Source organism: Pseudomonas sp. RA_5y_Pfl1_P24 (genome assembly GCF_963970945.1).
GTDB classification, from domain to species: Bacteria; Pseudomonadota; Gammaproteobacteria; order Pseudomonadales; family Pseudomonadaceae; genus Aquipseudomonas; species Aquipseudomonas tritici.
Window position 1 is genome coordinate 127,140 of sequence record NZ_CAXAOJ010000009.1, and the last position, 17,156, is coordinate 144,295.

Consider the following 17,156-nt stretch of genomic DNA (forward strand, 5'->3'; position numbering starts at 1 on the left):
CTGCTTTGGAAGAACCCGCATGACCCGCTCTTCTTATCTTTCCCTTGGGCGCCTGTTGCTCGGCCTGGCCTTTGGCGCCGCCCTGCCCGTTCAAGCCAGTGACACCACCCTGACCGGCGACTGGGGCGGCCTGCGCCGTGAACTCGACGAGCAAGGCATTCGCTTCACCGGCGACTACAGCGGCGAAACCGCCTACAACGCCCACGGTGGCCAACACCGCTCGGCGCGCTACTCGCAAAACCTCAAGCTCGGCGTGCAGTTCGACCTGGGCAAGCTCTACGGTTTCAACCATGGCGACCGCATCCAGGTCACCCTCAATGACCGTCGCGGCAACAGCGCTTCCGAAGACCTGGTGGGCAACCGCCTGCCGATCCAGGAAAATTACGGCGGCCTCTACACCCGCCTGACCGAGCTGAGCTACGAGCGCACCCTCTTCACCCCGGCACTGAACGTCAAGCTCGGCTACATGGCCATGGGCAATGACCTCGGCGGTCTGGACAGCGGCATTCTGTGCAACTTCATGAACGCCGGTTTCTGCGGGCACCCGCTGAACATGTCCGGCGGCAGCGGCTGGAGCAACTACCCGAACGCGCGCCTGGGTGCGCGGGTGAAATACGACTTATCACCCTCCTGGCAACTGCGCGTCGCCGCGTTCAATGTGGACCCCGACAGCAACGGCGATTCCAGCCGCGCCTGGCACTTGAGCCCCAAACACACCACAGGCACCGTGGTGCCGATCGAACTGGTGTACAAACACGCTGGCACCCTGCCGGGCGAATACAAACTGGGCTATTACTACGACAGCTCCGATGTGAAACGCATTGGCAGTAACAAGGAGGTCAGCGGACGCGCCAGCCACTACCTGCTGATCGACCAGGCGGTGTGGGCGTCGGATTCATCCGCCGGCCGCGTGCTGCACGCCTTCGGCCAATACTCCGCTGCCAGCGAAGCAGCGTCGCCGTTCAGCAAGTGGTACAGCGTGGGCGTGGTGCTGTACAAACCGTTCGAAGGCCGGCCACGTGACAGCCTGGCCCTGGGTTATGGCCGAGCCGTACCGAACCCGCGCAGCCGCGAGGTGCAGGAACTGGCCGCCTTGAACGCCGGCACGGATTATCCCAACCTGAACAATGCCGAGCAGTTGATCGAACTGAGCTATGGCTACCAGGCCACGCCATGGCTGACCCTGCGCCCGGATGTGCAATACATCATCGAGCCGGGAGCGTTTTCCGGCGACAACATCGACAACGCTTTGGTGCTGGGCCTGCAGGTCAAAGCGGTATTCTGACCCGGCTCAGTCGTCTGACGGCAACGCCCTGTTCGCCCGTTCGAGCGCCGTGATGCGCTCGACTTTCGCCCCGGAGCGCTCCGCTTCGAATTCCGACTCGAGAAACACTTTCACGATGCTCTTGGCCAGCTCGGGCCCGATCACCCGTGCACCGATCGACAGGATCTGCGCATCGTTGCTTTTGCGCGCCCGCTCGGCGGAATAGGTGTCATGGGCTTGGGCCGCCCGCACCCCCTTGATCTTGTTGGCTGAAATCGCCATGCCGATACCCGTGCCGCAAATCAACACACCCAGGCGCTGCTCACCGGCACCGACCGCCATCGCTACAGCCGCAGCGATATCCGGATAGAGCACTGGGCTGGACGAATGGCAGCCAAAGTCCTCAACCTCATACCCCAGGTTTTCGATAAAGCGCTTGAGCAATTCCTTGAGCTCGAAGCCCGCCTCGTCGCATCCGACGGCCACCGAAAACGTCGTTTGTGCACCCATCACTGTTTCTCCATCAGACCGATCAAATGATCACTCACTGAAATTATGCACAATCATTAGCCAGCGACTGGCAGGGTGCTGTCAAGGCTTATTTGAGTGAGAAAACAGTTTAAAACTGCCACACCACTGGAAGACGTTGTACCGGACCATTGACAAAACCGGCTCAAGCAGCTTAAACATATGATCACTATTCGATCATATGATCAGGCTACTGGACAAAACACCTAATAAGAAAATCAGCAAGAGGACACACCAATGGCAGCGCCATTACTGCTCCACGCTGAACACGTTTCCAAAGCCTACGCGGGGGTTCCAGCCCTGCGCGATGGGCGCCTCTCCCTGCGTGCCGGTAGCGTCCACGCCCTGTGCGGCGGCAATGGCGCCGGCAAATCGACTTTCCTCAGTATCTTGATGGGCATCACCGGGCGCGACGCCGGCAGCATCCTGCTCAACGGCCATCCGGTGCAGTTCGACCGCCCCAGCGCGGCACTCGCCGCCGGCGTGGCGATGATCACCCAGGAGCTGGAACCGATTCCCTACATGACCGTCGCCGAGAACATCTGGCTGGGTCGCGAGCCGCGGCGCGCCGGCTGCATTGTCGACGGCAAGGAACTCAACCGGCGCACCCGCGAACTCCTGCAAAGCCTCGAATTCGACGTGGACGCCACCAGCCCGATGCACCGCCTGAGCGTGGCGCAGATCCAACTGGTGGAAATCGCCAAAGCCTTCAGTCATGACTGCCAGGTGATGATCATGGACGAGCCCACCTCGGCCATCGGCGAACACGAGGCGCAAACCCTGTTCAAGGCCATCCGCCGCCTCACCGAGCGCGGTGCCGGCATCATTTATGTGTCTCACCGCCTCAGCGAACTGGCGCAGATCGCCGACGACTACAGCATCTTTCGCGACGGCGCCTTTGTCGAAAGCGGGCGCATGGCCGATATCGACCGCGCTCATCTGGTACGCGGTATCGTCGGCCAGGAGCTGCAGCGCATCGACCACAAAGTCGGCCGCGAATGCGCCGCCGCCACCTGCCTGGACGTCAACGGCCTGAGCCGCAACGGCGAATTCCAGGACATCAGCCTGCAACTGCGCCAAGGCGAAATCCTCGGTATCTATGGACTGATGGGCTCGGGCCGCAGTGAGTTCCTCAACTGCCTGTATGGCCTCACCGTGCCCGACGCCGGCAGCGCCACCCTGCAAGGCCAACCCCTGCCCACTGGCACACCCGCTGCGACGATTCGCGCCGGCCTGTCACTGGTCACCGAAGACCGCAAAGACAGCGGCCTGGTGCTCAGCGCCAGCATCCTCGCGAATATCGCACTGTCGGCCTACAAGCAGCTGTCGAGCTGGTCGGTGATCAACGCGCGCAAGGAGCAAGCCCTGGCGCAAAGCATGGTCAAGCGCCTGCAGATCAAGGTCTCGTCCCTGGACCTGCCGGTGGAATCCATGAGCGGCGGCAACCAGCAAAAGGTGGTGCTCGCCAAATGCCTGTCGACCCAGCCGATCTGCTTGCTTTGCGATGAACCCACGCGCGGCATCGACGAGGGCGCCAAGCAGGAGATCTATCACCTGCTCGATGAATTTGTGCGTGCCGGCGGCGCTGCCATTGTGGTCTCGTCCGAAGCGCCGGAGCTGCTGCATCTAAGTGATCGCATCGCGGTATTCAAGGGCGGCCGCCTGGTGACCGTCAGCACCGACACCGCCCTCTCCCAGGAAGCCTTGTTGAGTCTTGCCTCATGAATAGCAAAGTCCTTGCTGCACCCGTGACCGCCGCGCCGCGCAATCGCCTGCGCATATCCCTGGACCGCTTCGGCCTGCCGCTGGTGTTTATCCTGTTGTGCGTGGTGATGGCGTTTTCCAGCGAATACTTCATGACGTGGCGCAACTGGATGGACATCCTGCGCCAGACCTCAATCAACGGCATCCTCGCCGTGGGCATGACCTACGTGATCCTGACTAAGGGCATCGACCTGTCGGTGGGTTCGATCCTGGCGTTTGCAGGCTTGTGCAGCGCGCTGGTCGCCACCCAGGGCTATGGCCTGCTGGCAGCGGTGAGTGCGGGGATGTTTGCCGGGGCCATGCTGGGTGTAGTCAATGGCTTTATGGTCGCCAACCTGTCGATCCCGCCGTTTGTCGCCACTCTTGGCATGCTCAGCGTGGCGCGGGGCATGACCTTTATTCTGAACGACGGCAGCCCCGTCACCGACCTGCCCGACAGCTTCCTCGCCCTGGGTATCGGCAAGCTCGGGCCCATTGGCGTGCCGATCATTATCTTTGCCGTGGTCGCGCTGATTTTCTGGATGGTGCTGCGCTACACCACCTACGGCCGCTACGTGTACGCCGTGGGCGGCAATGAAAAAAGCGCACGCACCTCCGGCATCGGCGTGCGCAAGGTGACGTTCTCGGTGTATGTGATTTCCGGCCTGCTGGCGGGCCTTGCGGGCGTGGTACTGGCCGCGCGCACCACATCGGCCCTGCCCCAGGCAGGCGTTTCCTACGAGCTGGATGCGATTGCCGCCGTGGTGATCGGCGGTACCAGCCTGTCGGGCGGCACCGGCAGCATTATCGGCACGCTGTTCGGCGCGCTGCTGATCGGCGTGATCAACAATGGCTTGAACCTGCTGGGAGTGTCGTCGTATTACCAACAAGTGGCCAAGGGGTTGATCATCGTGCTCGCGGTGTTGATCGATGTCTGGCGCAAGAAAAAACGCTAAGTGGAGTGTGTGCAATGTCCAATTTCTGGAACCAGGCGTTTGACCTCACCGGCCGTTGCGCCGTGATCACCGGCGGCGCGGCCGGTATCGGCCTGGCCTGTGCCAATTTATTGGTGGAACGCGGTGCCAGGGTGGCCCTGCTGGATCGCGACCCGGCGGTGGTGGACGTCGCCGCCAGCCTCGGCGCCGGCCACCTGGGCCTAGTGGCCGACCTGCGCCAGCTCGACTCGGTACACGCCGCCGTCGACCTGGCTGCCGCCGCGCTCGGGCGTATCGATTACCTGGTCAACAGCGCCGGCGTTGCATTGCTGGACAAGGCGCTGGAGGTCAGCGAAAACGCCTGGGACACCACCCTCGATATCAACCTCAAGGCCAGCTTCTTCGTGGCCCAGGCCTGTGCCCGGCACATGATAGAAAGCGGCGGCGGGCGCATCGTCAACCTTGCTTCCCAGGCTGCAGTAATCGGGCTGGATCGCCATGTGGCCTACTGCGCCAGCAAGGCCGCCGTGGTCGGCATGACCAAGGTGTTAGCCATGGAATGGGCGCGCCACGGCATCAACGTCAACGCCGTGTCGCCAACCATCGTCGAAACCGCCCTGGGCAAGAAGGCCTGGGCCGGTGAACTGGGCGAGCGCGCCAAATTGCAGATCCCGGTGGGACGCTTCGCTCAGCCCGAAGAAATCGCCGGCCTGGTGCTCTACCTGGTCAGCGAAGCAGCCAAGATGATCAACGGCGAGAACGTGGTGATCGACGGCGGCTACAGCATTCAGTAATCCGCTTGCTCACGAATAAGAATAAGGAAACAGCGCATGAATCGAGTGATAAACGACCCAGACCTGGTGGTCGAGGACATGCTCGCGGGCATTCTCGTGGCGCACCCAGAGCTGGTGCAGTACGAGAGCAACCCACGGGTCATCCGCCAACGTAAAACTTCACCGGCCGGCCAGGTGGGCATTGTCACCGGTGGCGGTTCGGGCCATGAGCCGGCGTTTCTCGGCTATGTCGGCCCTGGCCTGGTGGATGCGGTGGCGGTCGGCGAGATTTTCTCCTCACCCACCGCCAAAAGCTTCTTTGATGCCTTCCGCGCTGCGGACCAGGGCGCGGGCGTGGCCTGCCTGTACGGCAACTATGCCGGCGACAATATGAACGTGAAGCTGGCAATGAAAATGGCCGCCAGCAAAGAGATGAACATCCGCACCGTGGTCGCCAACGATGACGTGGCCTCTGCCCCTGCGGCGGATATCGCCAAGCGGCGCGGCGTGGCCGGTGAGATTTTCATGTGGAAGATCGGCGGAGCAGCCGCTGCCCAGGGCTACGACCTCGACGGCGTGATCCGCGTGGCCCAGAAAGCCGTGGACCGGTGCCGCTCCATCGGCGTGGGCCTCACGCCCTGCACAATTGCGGCCGTCGGCAAACCCAACTTCCAGATCGAAGGCGGCATGATGGAACTGGGCATCGGCCACCACGGCGAACCCGGCATCGAAGTGGTGCCGGTGGAATCCGCGGCCGCGATGGCTAAACGCATGCTCGCACCGATCCTGGCCGACCGCGACTTCAGCGCAGACAAAAGCGTCGTGGTGCTGGTCTCGGGCCTGGGCGCCACGCCGCTGATGGAGCTGTACATTTTCTACGCCGAGGTCGAGCAGCAACTGCGCGCCAAGGGCCTGCGCATTCACCGCTGCTACGTAGGCAATTACTTCACGTCGCTGGAAATGATGGGCGTGACCCTGACCGTGCTCGGCCTCGATACCGAGCTGACCACCTTAATCGATCACCCCTGCCGCTCCATCGGCATGACACAGTCGGAGTGAAGCATGAGCGAGCATTTCCCCAGCAACACCGGTAGCGCCATCGTCACCAACCTGGTGTCGATCATCGTTGCCAACCGCGAATACCTCAGCGAAGTGGACGGCGCCATCGGCGACGGCGACCACGGTATCAATATGGCCAAGGGGTTCTCGCGCTGCGGCAAGACCCTCGAAGGGCGCGAACTGTCGCTGGCCGAGGCGCTGGACGAACTGACTCTGGCGCTGATGGAGGGCATCGGCGGCTCCATGGGCCCGCTCTACGGCAGCCTGTTTATCGGCATGGCCGACGAAGTGCGCGGCCGCGACAGCATTGATGCGGCGAGTTTCGCCAGGTTGCTGCGCGGTGGCCTCACGTCACTGCAAGACATCAGCGATGCAGGCGTGGGCGACAAATGCCTGATGGACACGCTGATCCCGGCCGTGGAGGCATTTGAACGCGCCGAAGCCGGCGGCGCTTCGTTTGCCGACGCCTTGCGCCAGATGAAAAATGCGGCCTCCCAGGGCCGCGATTCAACCCGCGACCTGGTGGCGAAAATCGGCCGCGCCAGCCGCCTGGGGGAGCGCTCCCTCGGCGCGCTGGATGCCGGCGCGGTGTCTTGCTGCCTGATCCTCACCAATCTCGCCGATTCGGTCGAGGCCCGGCTGGTAGCGTAATTGTGGGAGCGGGCTTGCCCGCGAAGGCGGTGTCTCAGTTGGCATAAATGCTGGCTGACCCATCGCTATCGCAGGCAAGCCAGCTCCAACATTGGGTTCTGCGCCTGGCCGGTCAACTGAGCACACCCCCCATCCTTGTGGGAGCGACGATCCGACGCGCCCGCCAAGGCTGCGCGCCCCTATGCACTTAACGACGCGTCGCATCATCCAGGGCGAGGATCGTGTAGGCATTCGACACGGTCGTCGCCAGGGTGTTGATCACCCCGGAACGCAACGCGCCGAGGGTCGCCGCCGCCTTGGTGTTCTCGCTGGCAATCGCCACCACATCCGGAATACGCACCAGTTCCTGCACCGACAAGCCGATCACCCTGCCCTGCATGGCGTTGACCGCCGGCTGGCCGTGGATGTCGATGAAGTCGTAGCCCATCATGTCGCCCACCGTACCGGACACACGGGCCTGGGCAATTTCCTGGGGCGAGAACCAGCCCATGCGCACCATGTTGCTGTTCTCGCTCATGTCACCGATGCCAATCAAGGCGATATCGGCGCGGCGCGCGCGGTCGAGGGTCGAGCGTACGGTGTCGTTGTTGATCAGCACACTGCGCAGTTCCGGGTTGGCCACCAGGGCCGGTGCGTACAGGGTTTCGCTCTCGGCGCCGAAACGCAGGGCCAGGCGCCGGCAGATATGGTCGGGGTTCATGTATTCGCCGGCCTTGAGCGAGCCGCCAATCGCACACACAAACGTGCAGTTGCGCGTCACCGGCAGGAACACATTGTCGGCCACCGCGCCGACATTGCGGCCCATGCCGACGGCGATGATCATGCCGTCGCTGAGGGTTTTGTTCAGGTAGTTGGCGACCAGGCTGGCGACGGCCGAACGCTGGGTGTCGGGGTCGCCGTGGTCGACCGCGATCAACGCACGGTCTAGCTGGAAACGCTCGACCAATGCCTGCTCCAGCTCAGTGTTCAGCGCCGGGTGTTGCAATACCCGCACCTCCACCACCCCTTCATCACGGGCGCGCTTGAGCAACCGGCTGACCTTGACCCGAGACAGGTCGAAGCGCTTGGCAATGGCTTCCTGGGTGATGTTGTCGAGGTAATAAAGCATGGCCACTTCGGTCATCAGGTCGATGTCGCTGGCGGCACGCTGAGCACTGTCGGTCATGGGAGCTTCCATTTACGCCACAAAAAACCATTCTCCCTAGTCTGTACGGTGCAAGTCCAGCAGCGAATGGGCCTGACTGGCAAAGTTTCTAATGACTCTGCTGGTATTCGCGTGGCGTACAGCCGAACTCGCGACGGAACACCGTGTGCAGGTACTGCGCAGATTTGAAGCCGCATTGCTGGGCGATGTCGGCAATCGCCAGGTGGTTGCCTTGCAGGCCCTTGGCGGCGTTGGCGAGCTTGAAGCGCAGAATCTCGTCATGCACGCTGCAGCCGCGCGCCTTGCGAAAGTGCGACTCCAAGGATGAACGCGACACGCCGACATAGGCCGCTACCTGGGCTGTCTTTATGCCCTGGCAGGCGTATTGGCGGATAAACAGCAGCGCCTGCATCACGTAGGGATTACCCAGCGGTTGATGCAGGCTGGATGCCTGCACGTTGATCGCATCCGGCGGCACCAGCACCTGCGTGCCCGTGCAGGGCTTGCCGTGCAGCATCTGGTGCAACAGCGCGGCGGCGGTGCGGCCCATGGTTTCGGTGCCCTGGATCACCGAACTCAGTGGCACGCGTGTAAGGGTGCGGGTCAGCGGGTCGTTGTCGATGCCGATCAGCGCCACTTCTTCCGGCACCGCGATGCCGGCGGTGAGACAGGCTTGCAGCAGTTGCCGGGCGCGGGCGTCGGTGACGGCGATGATGCCGATGGGCTTGGGCAGGCTTTGCAGCCAGGCGATCTGCTGCTCCACCGCGCTGTCCCACAGCGGCGCGCTGGTGCCCAGGCCGCGATAGATCTGCACCGGCAAGCCATCCCGTTGCATCAACCGCTTGAAGGCTTTTTCGCGCTCCTGGGCCCAGCGATTGGCCTGGGCTTCGGGCAGACTGAAACAGGCAAAGCGCGTCAGCCCGGCCTCGATCAGGTGCGCGTACGCCATCGTCATCAAGGCATCGTTGTCCGTTGCCACGTAGGGAATGCCTTTGGGGTAGGCGCGCGCATCTTCATAGGAGCCTCCCACCGCCACCACCGGCACCTTGCTCCCGGCCAGCGCTTCGCCGATTAGCGGGTCGTCAAAGTCGGCAATGATGCCATCGCCCTGCCAGCGCTCAATGCCTTTGAGGCGGCACAAAAAGTCTTCTTCGAGGAACAAATCCCAGGACGCGCGGGTGCTGCTCAGGTAGTTGCCAATGCCGGCAATGATGCCGCGGTCATAGATTTTGCTGCCGTTGAAGAGCAAGGCAATGCGGTGCACGGGCGGTAGGGTTTTCATTGTTTTTATCCTGGGGCCGGTGGGTGCAGATTAGCATGCAGGGACTTGGTTATTGAGGGAAGCGGGCCTCGGGCAAGGCCCGGTTGAGTTACCTGAACTGCAGCAGAATGGCTACAACTATCATCCAAATACATGAGGTGAGCATAAGCGTCGTATTGACGATCAGATGCCTTTTCAAGTGAGGTGGAAAGCTATCAAGATCGACGGGGTTTACATCGCCTAAACGGATATATGCCTTTGGCCACAAGACCATTCCGGCAATTCTCGAAATCTCAAATAGAGACCAGATCAACCCCCTCCTCCCCAGGCTAGGCCCCCAGAGATAAATATAACGGCTGTTTTTCAAGGCATCCTTTATCTCGCCCAGGTGGCAGCGGCTCAGATACAGACTGTATACAGTGCCCGCAACTGCAAGCAGGCCTGGGAAACCAGCAACAAAGATCGCAACCCAGGGAGACCACGTGTCGATACTGGTCATGGCTGTGCAGCCTCGTAGATTTTTTCACCTATGTATTCTCCACCCATACCGCCAACAGTTGTACCTGCCCAGGCTCCGGCCCCCACGATGGCTGCGACGCAGACAACCCCTCCAATACCTCCTGTGGCTACGCCAATCGCCAGACAGATCGGTCCACTGGCAACTCCGCCCGCCCATCCACCCGCAACACCGACAGCTGTGGACAAACCGAATTTCGCCGTTTCAGTAAACTTCACCTTTTCACAAGCCGCCCCGAAATCACCATTACACACCTGCGCAATAGCCAGCGCCGAAGACACCCCACCCAGACCAACCCCAATATACCCACCCGCTTTCATATATTTGGCAGCACGACTCACCGCCTCGACATGAGCCGAATAGCCCGGTATCTGCCCCGGCCCACCCGCCTTGTCCCAGTGATGCACCAGACTACGGCTGGAAATGCCAAGCGCCGTTTTCAACTTGGGGTGATCACCCAGCGTCGTCTGGCCGCGCAAACGTGTCGAGTTCAGCAGATGGGCGTCCAGTTGAGTCAGCAGTCGCTGGCGCTCAGCGAAAAACTGCGGCGACTTGAGGTGACCGTGCTGGCGGTAGCTCTCCTGATGCAAGCGTTCGATGGCTTGAAGGGAGTCGCGCAAGTTTCCCAGGTGTTTTTCCATCACCACCGCACTGACGCCCAGCCAGGTGGAGGTATGGCCGATAAAACCGGCGATCTCGGCACCGTGCCGATACGAAAAATCGGCCTCATCCGGCGTCAGCGTTTCCAGGGATGCATCGACTTGTTGAGCCGCCCGCATCAGTTGCGCTTCCTGATAGGTACAGGACGTATTGTTCGGATCGCTGAGCACGATCATCGAGCCGGCTTTAACCTCACCCTTGCCAGGGTTAAGTGATCGATACTTGCTCATCACAGCGGGGTCATGACCAGGGAAAAGCGTGGCTTCCAGTGCCTGGCGAGTCATGCTTTTGGGCACCACGTAGAAACCAGGCTCCTCAGCATCCACGCCTCTGGATCGCACTAAGGCCAGGCTGCCGGAAGGAACAAAACCCGATTGATGCCGGGCCATCGGGCGGTCGTTTACAGATGAGGCGCCCGGCTGAACGGCTCGCGTGTTCATAGGCGCTGGTGCGCTCTCGTTCTCGTAGGTAGCGGTGTACACCGAGGGAATCAGCCCCGCTCGACAGGGGCAACTGCTGAAGCTATCCAGCGTGCCAGCCACCAGCTTGCCATGACTCTCTATATGCGAAATGCCGCCGAGTATTTGATAAATCCCCGCATGTTTTCCACAACTGACTCGGTCACCTTCGCGAGCGTGCAGGAGGCCATGTATGTCAATTCTTGGATCGCCATCAAGCACTTCTCCACCGCAAGTGGTCTTATCGCCCAAGCCAATAAAATATCCTTCAGTCATCTATGTTCTCCGCTCTATAACGCCTGAGCATTCCAAACGCGGCATAGCCACGCTCAGCACTAACACGCGTCATGGTCAATTCTGGATAAGGGGTAAAAAATCCTCGGCCAACTGCACACCCTCACGCGCGATGAGGATTACTGAGCCTTGAGGTGTATTGATGATTTCGTCACCGTTACTGAGCAAGCTGCCCACTAGCGCAATGTTGCTATTGCTTTCACCGGCACCCGTCAAAATGTGCGCCTGGGAACCGTCGACGTACTCAACGTAATCGCCCTTGTGTGCGGCGCGTACGCGCTCACCGTTGGTCAATTTGAATGTCATCGCTGAGGTCGTTTGTTTGATCGTTCCGCCGTTGCGGGTTTGACTGCCCACGGCTCCACCACTTCATCATCTAAAGACGTCCATGGACGTCTTTTTTTGTGCCTGAAATCCAGCGAAATCAAGGGCTTAAGCGCTACTTGGCGCTGGAGAGGTTTTTTGAGTTACAGCCGTTTGGGTATTCCAAATGGTATTCCAAGCCATCCGGTGCTATTTTTTGGAATACCAAAACGGTGTCAGAGGTAGCTCTCATGCCCGCTCCAGCCCTTCGCCTTTCCGACCGCCAGCTCAAGGCAGTCAAGGCAAAAGACAAGGATTACGTCCTCAGCGATGGTGACGGCCTTCAGCTCCGAGTCAGGAGCAATGGCTCGATGCTGTGGAACTTCAACTACCGCGAGCCGGTAACCAAAAATCGTATCAATATGGGGCTGGGCACATACCCAGAGCTCTCACTGGCGAACGCCAGGAAGAAAGTGGTGGAAGCACGCGAGCTGCTTGCACAAGGCATTGATCCCAAGGTGCAACGCAATGCACAGGACGAAGCCAAACGAGCGGAGACGGAACATACGTTCGAGAACGTAGCCACCGCCTGGTTCGAGCTGAAGAAGGACTCCGTCACGCCGGCGTACGCCGAAGACATTTGGCGATCGCTCACGCTGCATGTATTTCCAGACCTGAAAACAACGCCGCTCTCGAAAATTACCGCACCGATGGTCATCGAACTGCTTCGCCCAATCGAGGCCAAAGGCAGCCTCGAGACAGCGAAGCGATTGAGCCAACGGCTCAACGAGATCATGACCTACGGGGTGAACTCCGGGTTGATTTTCGCTAACCCCCTCAGTGGCATTCGGGCGGTATTCAAGAAACCCAAAAAACAGAACATGGCCGCGCTACGACCCGATGAGCTTTCCGAGCTCATGATCGAAATCGCGAACGCCAGCATCAAGCGGACCACCCGCTGCCTGATCGAATGGCAACTGCACACCATGACCCGTCCTGCCGAAGCGGCTACCACCCGATGGGCAGACATCGACGTCGACAAACGCATCTGGACCATCCCGCCGGAGCGCATGAAAAAGCGTCGTCCACACACCATCCCTCTGACCGAACAGGCACTCGCGTTACTGGAGGCGCTCAAGCCCCACAGTGGCCACAGGGAATACGTGTTCCCGGCTGATAGAAACCCGCGCACCCACGCCAATAGCCAGACCGCCAACATGGCGTTGAAGCGCATGGGCTTCCAGGACCGCTTGGTTAGCCACGGCATGCGCTCCATGGCCAGCACCATCCTGAACGAGCACGGCTGGGATCCCGAACTCATCGAAGTCGCGCTGGCGCATGTCGACAAGGATGAAGTCCGTAGTGCCTACAACCGGGCGGACTACATCGAACGCCGGCGTCCGATGATGGCCTGGTGGAGTGAGCATATTCAGAAGGCGACCACCGGCAGCCTGTCGGCATCCGCGATCAATCAAACCAGAGACCACAACGTCGTGCCGATACGGTAAGCGCTCACCGGACGCTGCCGGTAGCCGAGAATGACTCCCCAGATAGAGTGATGGTTGATTTGGCGACAGCGGCGACAACCCGCGTACTACCTGGTCTGCAGCATGGCGACAGAAGTGGAGACTGTCGCCGTTGCAAGCCTCTCTCTTGGGGCTTTCTCGGCCAAGCCCATGTGATCGGGAAGGCTCCGCATTCCCGATCACATGGGCTCACATTAAAAACCGACGAACGACCACCCGGCCATGGAAAGCCACCGGCTTCCAATGTCTTCCAGCGCTACCGATTGGCGCAACAGCCGCCCCGAAAATACGGTTGACCGCGAGCAGAACGAGCGCTAAACCAGAACCGTACCAGCGCTGTCCTCGACAGCACCCAGGTAGCCAGAACCTTTGAGGCTACGCCACATTGTGGGTGGTTCACCCCAAGTGCGATTAGCGTCCGGCGGCTCGCACGGTCACAGCAATGTGATGGATGCCACTTTTTCCAGTATGCCCACTGCGGCAACTCATGCCCCCTCCTGGCTGCTCTGCAGCAACTTATTCGCTTGGCCATTTCTTGCGCCAACCTGTTGCCCGTCTCTTTGCCCCTAAAGAGACGGGCGCATCTCACACTGCTGCAGCCCTGCTCGCACGGGCCTTTGCGGCTTTCCCCCTTGTGACAATCGGCGTGACAAACACCGAATGCTCACTCGCCACAGCGATGCCGATGATGGTGCCGCAGCCCAAGGAATGGACTGCACCTGACTGACAGTCAGGCATGCCCCGGTCATCGCGTCACTGCCTTCACCCGACTCAAGATCTCGCGGCGCTGGTCTCGTCAGCCAGTGCAGCCTCCACCCGCCCGCCGGTAACGGTGTTCAGGGGGCCAGATCATGAGATGCCCAAGCTCCCGGTCGTAAGGAGCCGCCAGTCCCGCGTGAGTGGACAAACCTCACAGGTCGCAGGGGCCTTGATCCCTGATAACACTCAACAACCGTGGCGGGATGAGTGAGGACGAAGTCGACAATTTCAGGAGAATAGCGATGCAATTGTGCGAAGCGTTCGAGCCACCACAACCCTTGCTGGAGTACCAGCAGGCGCCCCTGCCCTACCCTGTCGAAGCACTCGGGAATTTGTTGGGCCCTGCGGTCGAACGACTGGCCGAGGTGATCGGCGTACCCTGCGCCATGGCTGCACAATCGGTGCTGGCTTCCACGGCCTTGGTGAGCCAGGGCCATGCCAATGCCCAACTCGACGGCCGAACTTATCCGCTGTCCCTCTACCTACTGACGGTGGCATCCTCGGGTGATCGCAAAAGCGCGGTGGATCACCTGGCACTGAAGGCGGCGCGCGACTGGGAACGACAGCAGTGGACCCTCTATGCGGAAAAGCTAAAAACCTATCGCGCCGCTACCAACATCATGGCCAAACCCAAAACCTCAAATAAACACGCGGAGGCGGAAGGCGGTGAGCTATCCGAACCGGTACCGCCGAGACTGATCATTGCCGAACCCACCATTGAGGCCCTGGTCAAAAGCCTGTGCCATGGCTTGCCCAGCATGGGCTTGTTTAATGATGAAGGTGGTCAGTTCTTGGGCAGCAGCACCATGAGCAAAGAGAACCTACTCAAGGCGATCACCACCTTGTCGACACTGTGGGATGGCAGCCCGATCGATCGGGCGCGCTCCATGGCGGGGGAAAGTCTGCGGGCCTATGACCGTCGCCTCAGTCTGCATCTGATGCTACAGCCCTACCTGGCCAACCAACTGTTCAAAGACCCGGTGATCACTGGCCAAGGCATCCTCGGCCGTTGCCTGATCAGTTAGCCCGAGCGCCTGGCCGGCCAACGACTCTACAAGGCGATCGACCTGACCCGAGATACCAAGGTCCAGCGCTACCAATAGCGGATCACCGCCCTGCTGCAAAAGCCCTGGTCACTTCACCAGAATGGATCACTCAATCCCGCCACACTGGAGCTGACGGCCCGTGCCCGCCGGGTCTGGATCGATATTCACGACACCATCGAATGTCAGTCTGGCGAGTTCGGCGAGCTGGCCGGCGTCCAGCCTGTCGCGGGCAAGGCCGCGGCGAATGTACTGCGCATCGCAGGTGTGCTGACCATTGTTGAAGAGGCCAGTGCGTTGGACGAAGCACACATCCAGCGCGCCTCCACCCTGATGGATTACTACCTGGCCGAGATCCAGCGCCTGACCGAACAGGAGCCGGTCAATAGCCGATGCGAAGAGGCGGATCGACTGCTGCGCTGGTTGGTGCAGAAAGGCTGGACTCACTTCACCATTCGCGACGTCAATCGCAACGGCCCTCGCTTTGCCCGCAAGAGCGCTGACCATACCGCCTCTCTATTGGTCGTGCTGATCACTCATCGCTGGCTGAGCAGCCGCGACGGAAAAACGTTCGAGGTCCGCCATGTTTCGCCTCAATGACGCGGTGCGCCGCTACCAGGCGCAACTTCAACCGCAACCAGAATCGCGGCGTGTCGCCGCCGCTGTCGCCACCCTGTCGCCACGCGCCAGGCCAGAAACGACGCGGGTTGTCGCCACTGTCGCCTCTGTCGCCACACCACCCTTTGAGCCTGCCAACCTCGCCCGGCTGATCAAGCAACTGCGCGAGGAAGGGGCACTGCTGCAACACCAGGAGAACGCCCTCCTGATCCGCCCGACACACTGGCAGCAGCTAGACCGGCTCAGCCCCTACTGGAAAGCCTTGCTGCTCTTTCTGCAAACAAACGAAAACGGTGAAGATGATGACTCTGGTCGGTCGGCGTGAGGGGCGCAACTTTGGCTACGGACGCCAGCTAAGCTACGCCGGCCCACAAGCGATCAAGGATCTGTTTGCCGGCGGCCACTTCGCCACGGTCAAAGCGCATAGCGATCGCTGGCAAGCGTTCGTACGTTGGTGTCGGTCAGAGGACGGCCCCGGTTACAACGATGCGCGTCAAATCGATCGACAGACGCTGCAAGATTACGCCGCGTACCTGCGCCAGCAGATCCAGCAAGGTGAACTCTGCATCGCAACCGCGCAGAACCGCCTGAGCAGCGTCAACCGTACCCTCGCGGCGCTGCGCGGTGATCAGGACGTGAGGATCGCCAGTCCGAGCCAGGCGTTGGGACAGCAGCGCTCGAGCGTACGCACCCGTGCGCCCGATGGCCAAGACCACCAACAGGTGCGGCGAGTACTCGAGGCGCTGGGCAAACTGCAACACGTGCGGGTGGCCGCGATTGTCCTGTTGGCCCGAACAACCGGTATGCGCCTGCGCGAAGCGATCCTGGCTGACCTGCCACGCTTGCACCGCGAAGCCGAACACTTAGGCCGCATCAACATTCAGGACGGCACCAAAGGTGGCCGCTCAGGGGCTTCAGCGCCGCGATGGGTCGTGGCAAATGAAGAGGTGAAAGCGGCCCTGCAGTTGGCTCGTCATGCATCGCCGCCCCGCAGCCGCAACTTGTTGGCCCGAGACGAAAGCTACTCCGTGTTCCTACAAAAGACCGTGCTCCCTGCCCGCGAAACGCTACATGACCAAGGGTTGAAAGGTTTTCATGAACTGCGCGCGGCCTACGCCTGCGAGCGTTACGAACAACTCACTGGCCACGCCGCACCAGTCAATGGTGGCCACTGCTATCGCATTGACCGCCAACTGGATCGACAGACGCGGCAACAGATCAGCGCTGAGCTCGGGCATAACCGGATCGATGTGGTTTCGGCCTACATTGGAGGTCGAGCGTGACCAAGCCGTTCAATATGGCGCTGTTCCTGAGCGGCGTACTGACCGGCTCGAAGGTCACGCAGCAACGACACCTACGCCAAGCCCGAGTCATGCAAGCGGCCATTAAACAACGATGGCAGCGAGACAATCCCTGGACCTGGCAGCTCAAGCATGTGCGCTGGTTTCTCACGCAGCACCTGAAAGACCATTCCGACGCCACCCTGTATTACTACCGGCTTACCGCTCTAGTGGTCTGGAAGCGATTGGGAAAACTGGAAAGCACTGATCATTCGTTCATCAGGCCTCAAGCACCAGTGAGTCATTCCTTTCGCAACGACAGCAATGCCTAGTAGTGTAA

The 17,156-nt window shown here is 60.8% G+C and carries 16 protein-coding genes and 1 pseudogene; 11 read left to right on the forward strand and 6 right to left on the reverse strand.

Annotated features, from left to right (window positions below):
- Window positions 1–19 precede the first annotated feature (19 nt).
- On the forward strand, window positions 20–1,285 hold the full coding sequence (locus AACY30_RS17080; protein ID WP_339468774.1) for a carbohydrate porin: 1,266 nt from the start codon (window positions 20–22) through the stop codon (window positions 1,283–1,285).
- Window positions 1,286–1,291: 6 nt separating this feature from the next.
- Here AACY30_RS17080 and rpiB read toward each other — a convergent pair whose 3' ends face one another.
- Complete coding sequence (gene rpiB / locus AACY30_RS17085) at window positions 1,292–1,774, reverse strand: ribose 5-phosphate isomerase B (RefSeq protein WP_339419352.1); 483 nt, start codon at window positions 1,772–1,774, stop codon at window positions 1,292–1,294.
- 255 nt (window positions 1,775–2,029) lie between these two features.
- Here rpiB and AACY30_RS17090 point away from each other — a divergent pair, with 255 nt between their 5' ends.
- The 5 genes from AACY30_RS17090 to dhaL are packed head-to-tail and all read left to right on the forward strand — an operon-like array spanning window position 2,030 to window position 6,953.
- Window positions 2,030–3,517, forward strand: a complete 1,488-nt coding sequence (locus AACY30_RS17090; RefSeq protein WP_339540785.1) for a sugar ABC transporter ATP-binding protein — start codon at window positions 2,030–2,032, stop codon at window positions 3,515–3,517.
- Entirely contained in the window at window positions 3,514–4,491 is a 978-nt protein-coding gene (locus AACY30_RS17095; protein WP_339468777.1) for an ABC transporter permease, read from the forward strand. Before AACY30_RS17090 ends, AACY30_RS17095 begins: the two co-directional genes overlap by 4 nt.
- A gap of 14 nt (window positions 4,492–4,505) precedes the next feature.
- Window positions 4,506–5,264, forward strand: a complete 759-nt coding sequence (locus tag AACY30_RS17100; RefSeq protein ID WP_339540786.1) for an SDR family oxidoreductase — start codon at window positions 4,506–4,508, stop codon at window positions 5,262–5,264.
- 36 nt (window positions 5,265–5,300) lie between these two features.
- The gene (locus tag AACY30_RS17105) at window positions 5,301–6,302 is read left to right on the forward strand and encodes a dihydroxyacetone kinase subunit DhaK (protein ID WP_339468779.1); all 1,002 of its coding nucleotides are present in this window, start codon (window positions 5,301–5,303) and stop codon (window positions 6,300–6,302) included.
- 3 nt (window positions 6,303–6,305) lie between these two features.
- Window positions 6,306–6,953: a dihydroxyacetone kinase subunit DhaL gene (gene dhaL, locus AACY30_RS17110; protein ID WP_339540787.1), complete on the forward strand. Its 648-nt coding sequence runs from the start codon at window positions 6,306–6,308 to the stop codon at window positions 6,951–6,953.
- Window positions 6,954–7,140: 187 nt separating this feature from the next.
- On the opposite strand, the gene AACY30_RS17115 is transcribed toward dhaL, so the two are convergent.
- From AACY30_RS17115 to AACY30_RS17135, 5 genes are all read right to left on the reverse strand, one after another.
- Window positions 7,141–8,118, reverse strand: coding sequence for a sugar-binding transcriptional regulator (locus tag AACY30_RS17115; RefSeq protein ID WP_049708871.1), 978 nt, complete (start codon window positions 8,116–8,118; stop codon window positions 7,141–7,143).
- An 88-nt stretch (window positions 8,119–8,206) separates the two neighbouring features.
- Window positions 8,207–9,379, reverse strand: coding sequence for a XylR family transcriptional regulator (locus tag AACY30_RS17120; protein ID WP_339428055.1), 1,173 nt, complete (start codon window positions 9,377–9,379; stop codon window positions 8,207–8,209).
- An 88-nt stretch (window positions 9,380–9,467) separates the two neighbouring features.
- Window positions 9,468–9,857, reverse strand: a complete 390-nt coding sequence (locus AACY30_RS17125) for a hypothetical protein (RefSeq protein WP_339436254.1) — start codon at window positions 9,855–9,857, stop codon at window positions 9,468–9,470.
- Window positions 9,854–11,269, reverse strand: coding sequence for a PAAR domain-containing protein (locus AACY30_RS17130; protein WP_339540788.1), 1,416 nt, complete (start codon window positions 11,267–11,269; stop codon window positions 9,854–9,856). Before AACY30_RS17130 ends, AACY30_RS17125 begins: the two co-directional genes overlap by 4 nt.
- Window positions 11,270–11,344: 75 nt before the next feature.
- Window positions 11,345–11,593, reverse strand: a complete 249-nt coding sequence (locus AACY30_RS17135) for a hypothetical protein (RefSeq protein WP_339540789.1) — start codon at window positions 11,591–11,593, stop codon at window positions 11,345–11,347.
- Between the two features lie 248 nt (window positions 11,594–11,841).
- On the opposite strand from AACY30_RS17135, the gene AACY30_RS17140 reads away from it, so the two are divergent.
- The 5 genes and pseudogenes from AACY30_RS17140 to AACY30_RS17160 all read left to right on the forward strand — a co-directional run bounded on the left by AACY30_RS17140 (window position 11,842) and on the right by AACY30_RS17160 (window position 17,148).
- The gene (locus tag AACY30_RS17140; protein ID WP_339540860.1) at window positions 11,842–13,098 is read left to right on the forward strand and encodes an integrase domain-containing protein; all 1,257 of its coding nucleotides are present in this window, start codon (window positions 11,842–11,844) and stop codon (window positions 13,096–13,098) included.
- A 1,019-nt stretch (window positions 13,099–14,117) separates the two neighbouring features.
- Window positions 14,118–15,518 (forward strand): annotated as a pseudogene (locus AACY30_RS17145) (YfjI family protein).
- Entirely contained in the window at window positions 15,502–15,861 is a 360-nt protein-coding gene (locus AACY30_RS17150; RefSeq protein WP_339540790.1) for a hypothetical protein, read from the forward strand. The pseudogene AACY30_RS17145 and the gene AACY30_RS17150 overlap by 17 nt, the downstream one beginning before the upstream one ends.
- Window positions 15,839–16,819, forward strand: a complete 981-nt coding sequence (locus tag AACY30_RS17155; protein ID WP_339540791.1) for an integrase domain-containing protein — start codon at window positions 15,839–15,841, stop codon at window positions 16,817–16,819. The genes AACY30_RS17150 and AACY30_RS17155 overlap by 23 nt, the downstream gene beginning before the upstream one ends.
- On the forward strand, window positions 16,816–17,148 hold the full coding sequence (locus AACY30_RS17160; RefSeq protein ID WP_339540792.1) for a hypothetical protein: 333 nt from the start codon (window positions 16,816–16,818) through the stop codon (window positions 17,146–17,148). The genes AACY30_RS17155 and AACY30_RS17160 overlap by 4 nt, the downstream gene beginning before the upstream one ends.
- The last annotated feature ends 8 nt before the right edge of the window (window positions 17,149–17,156 follow it).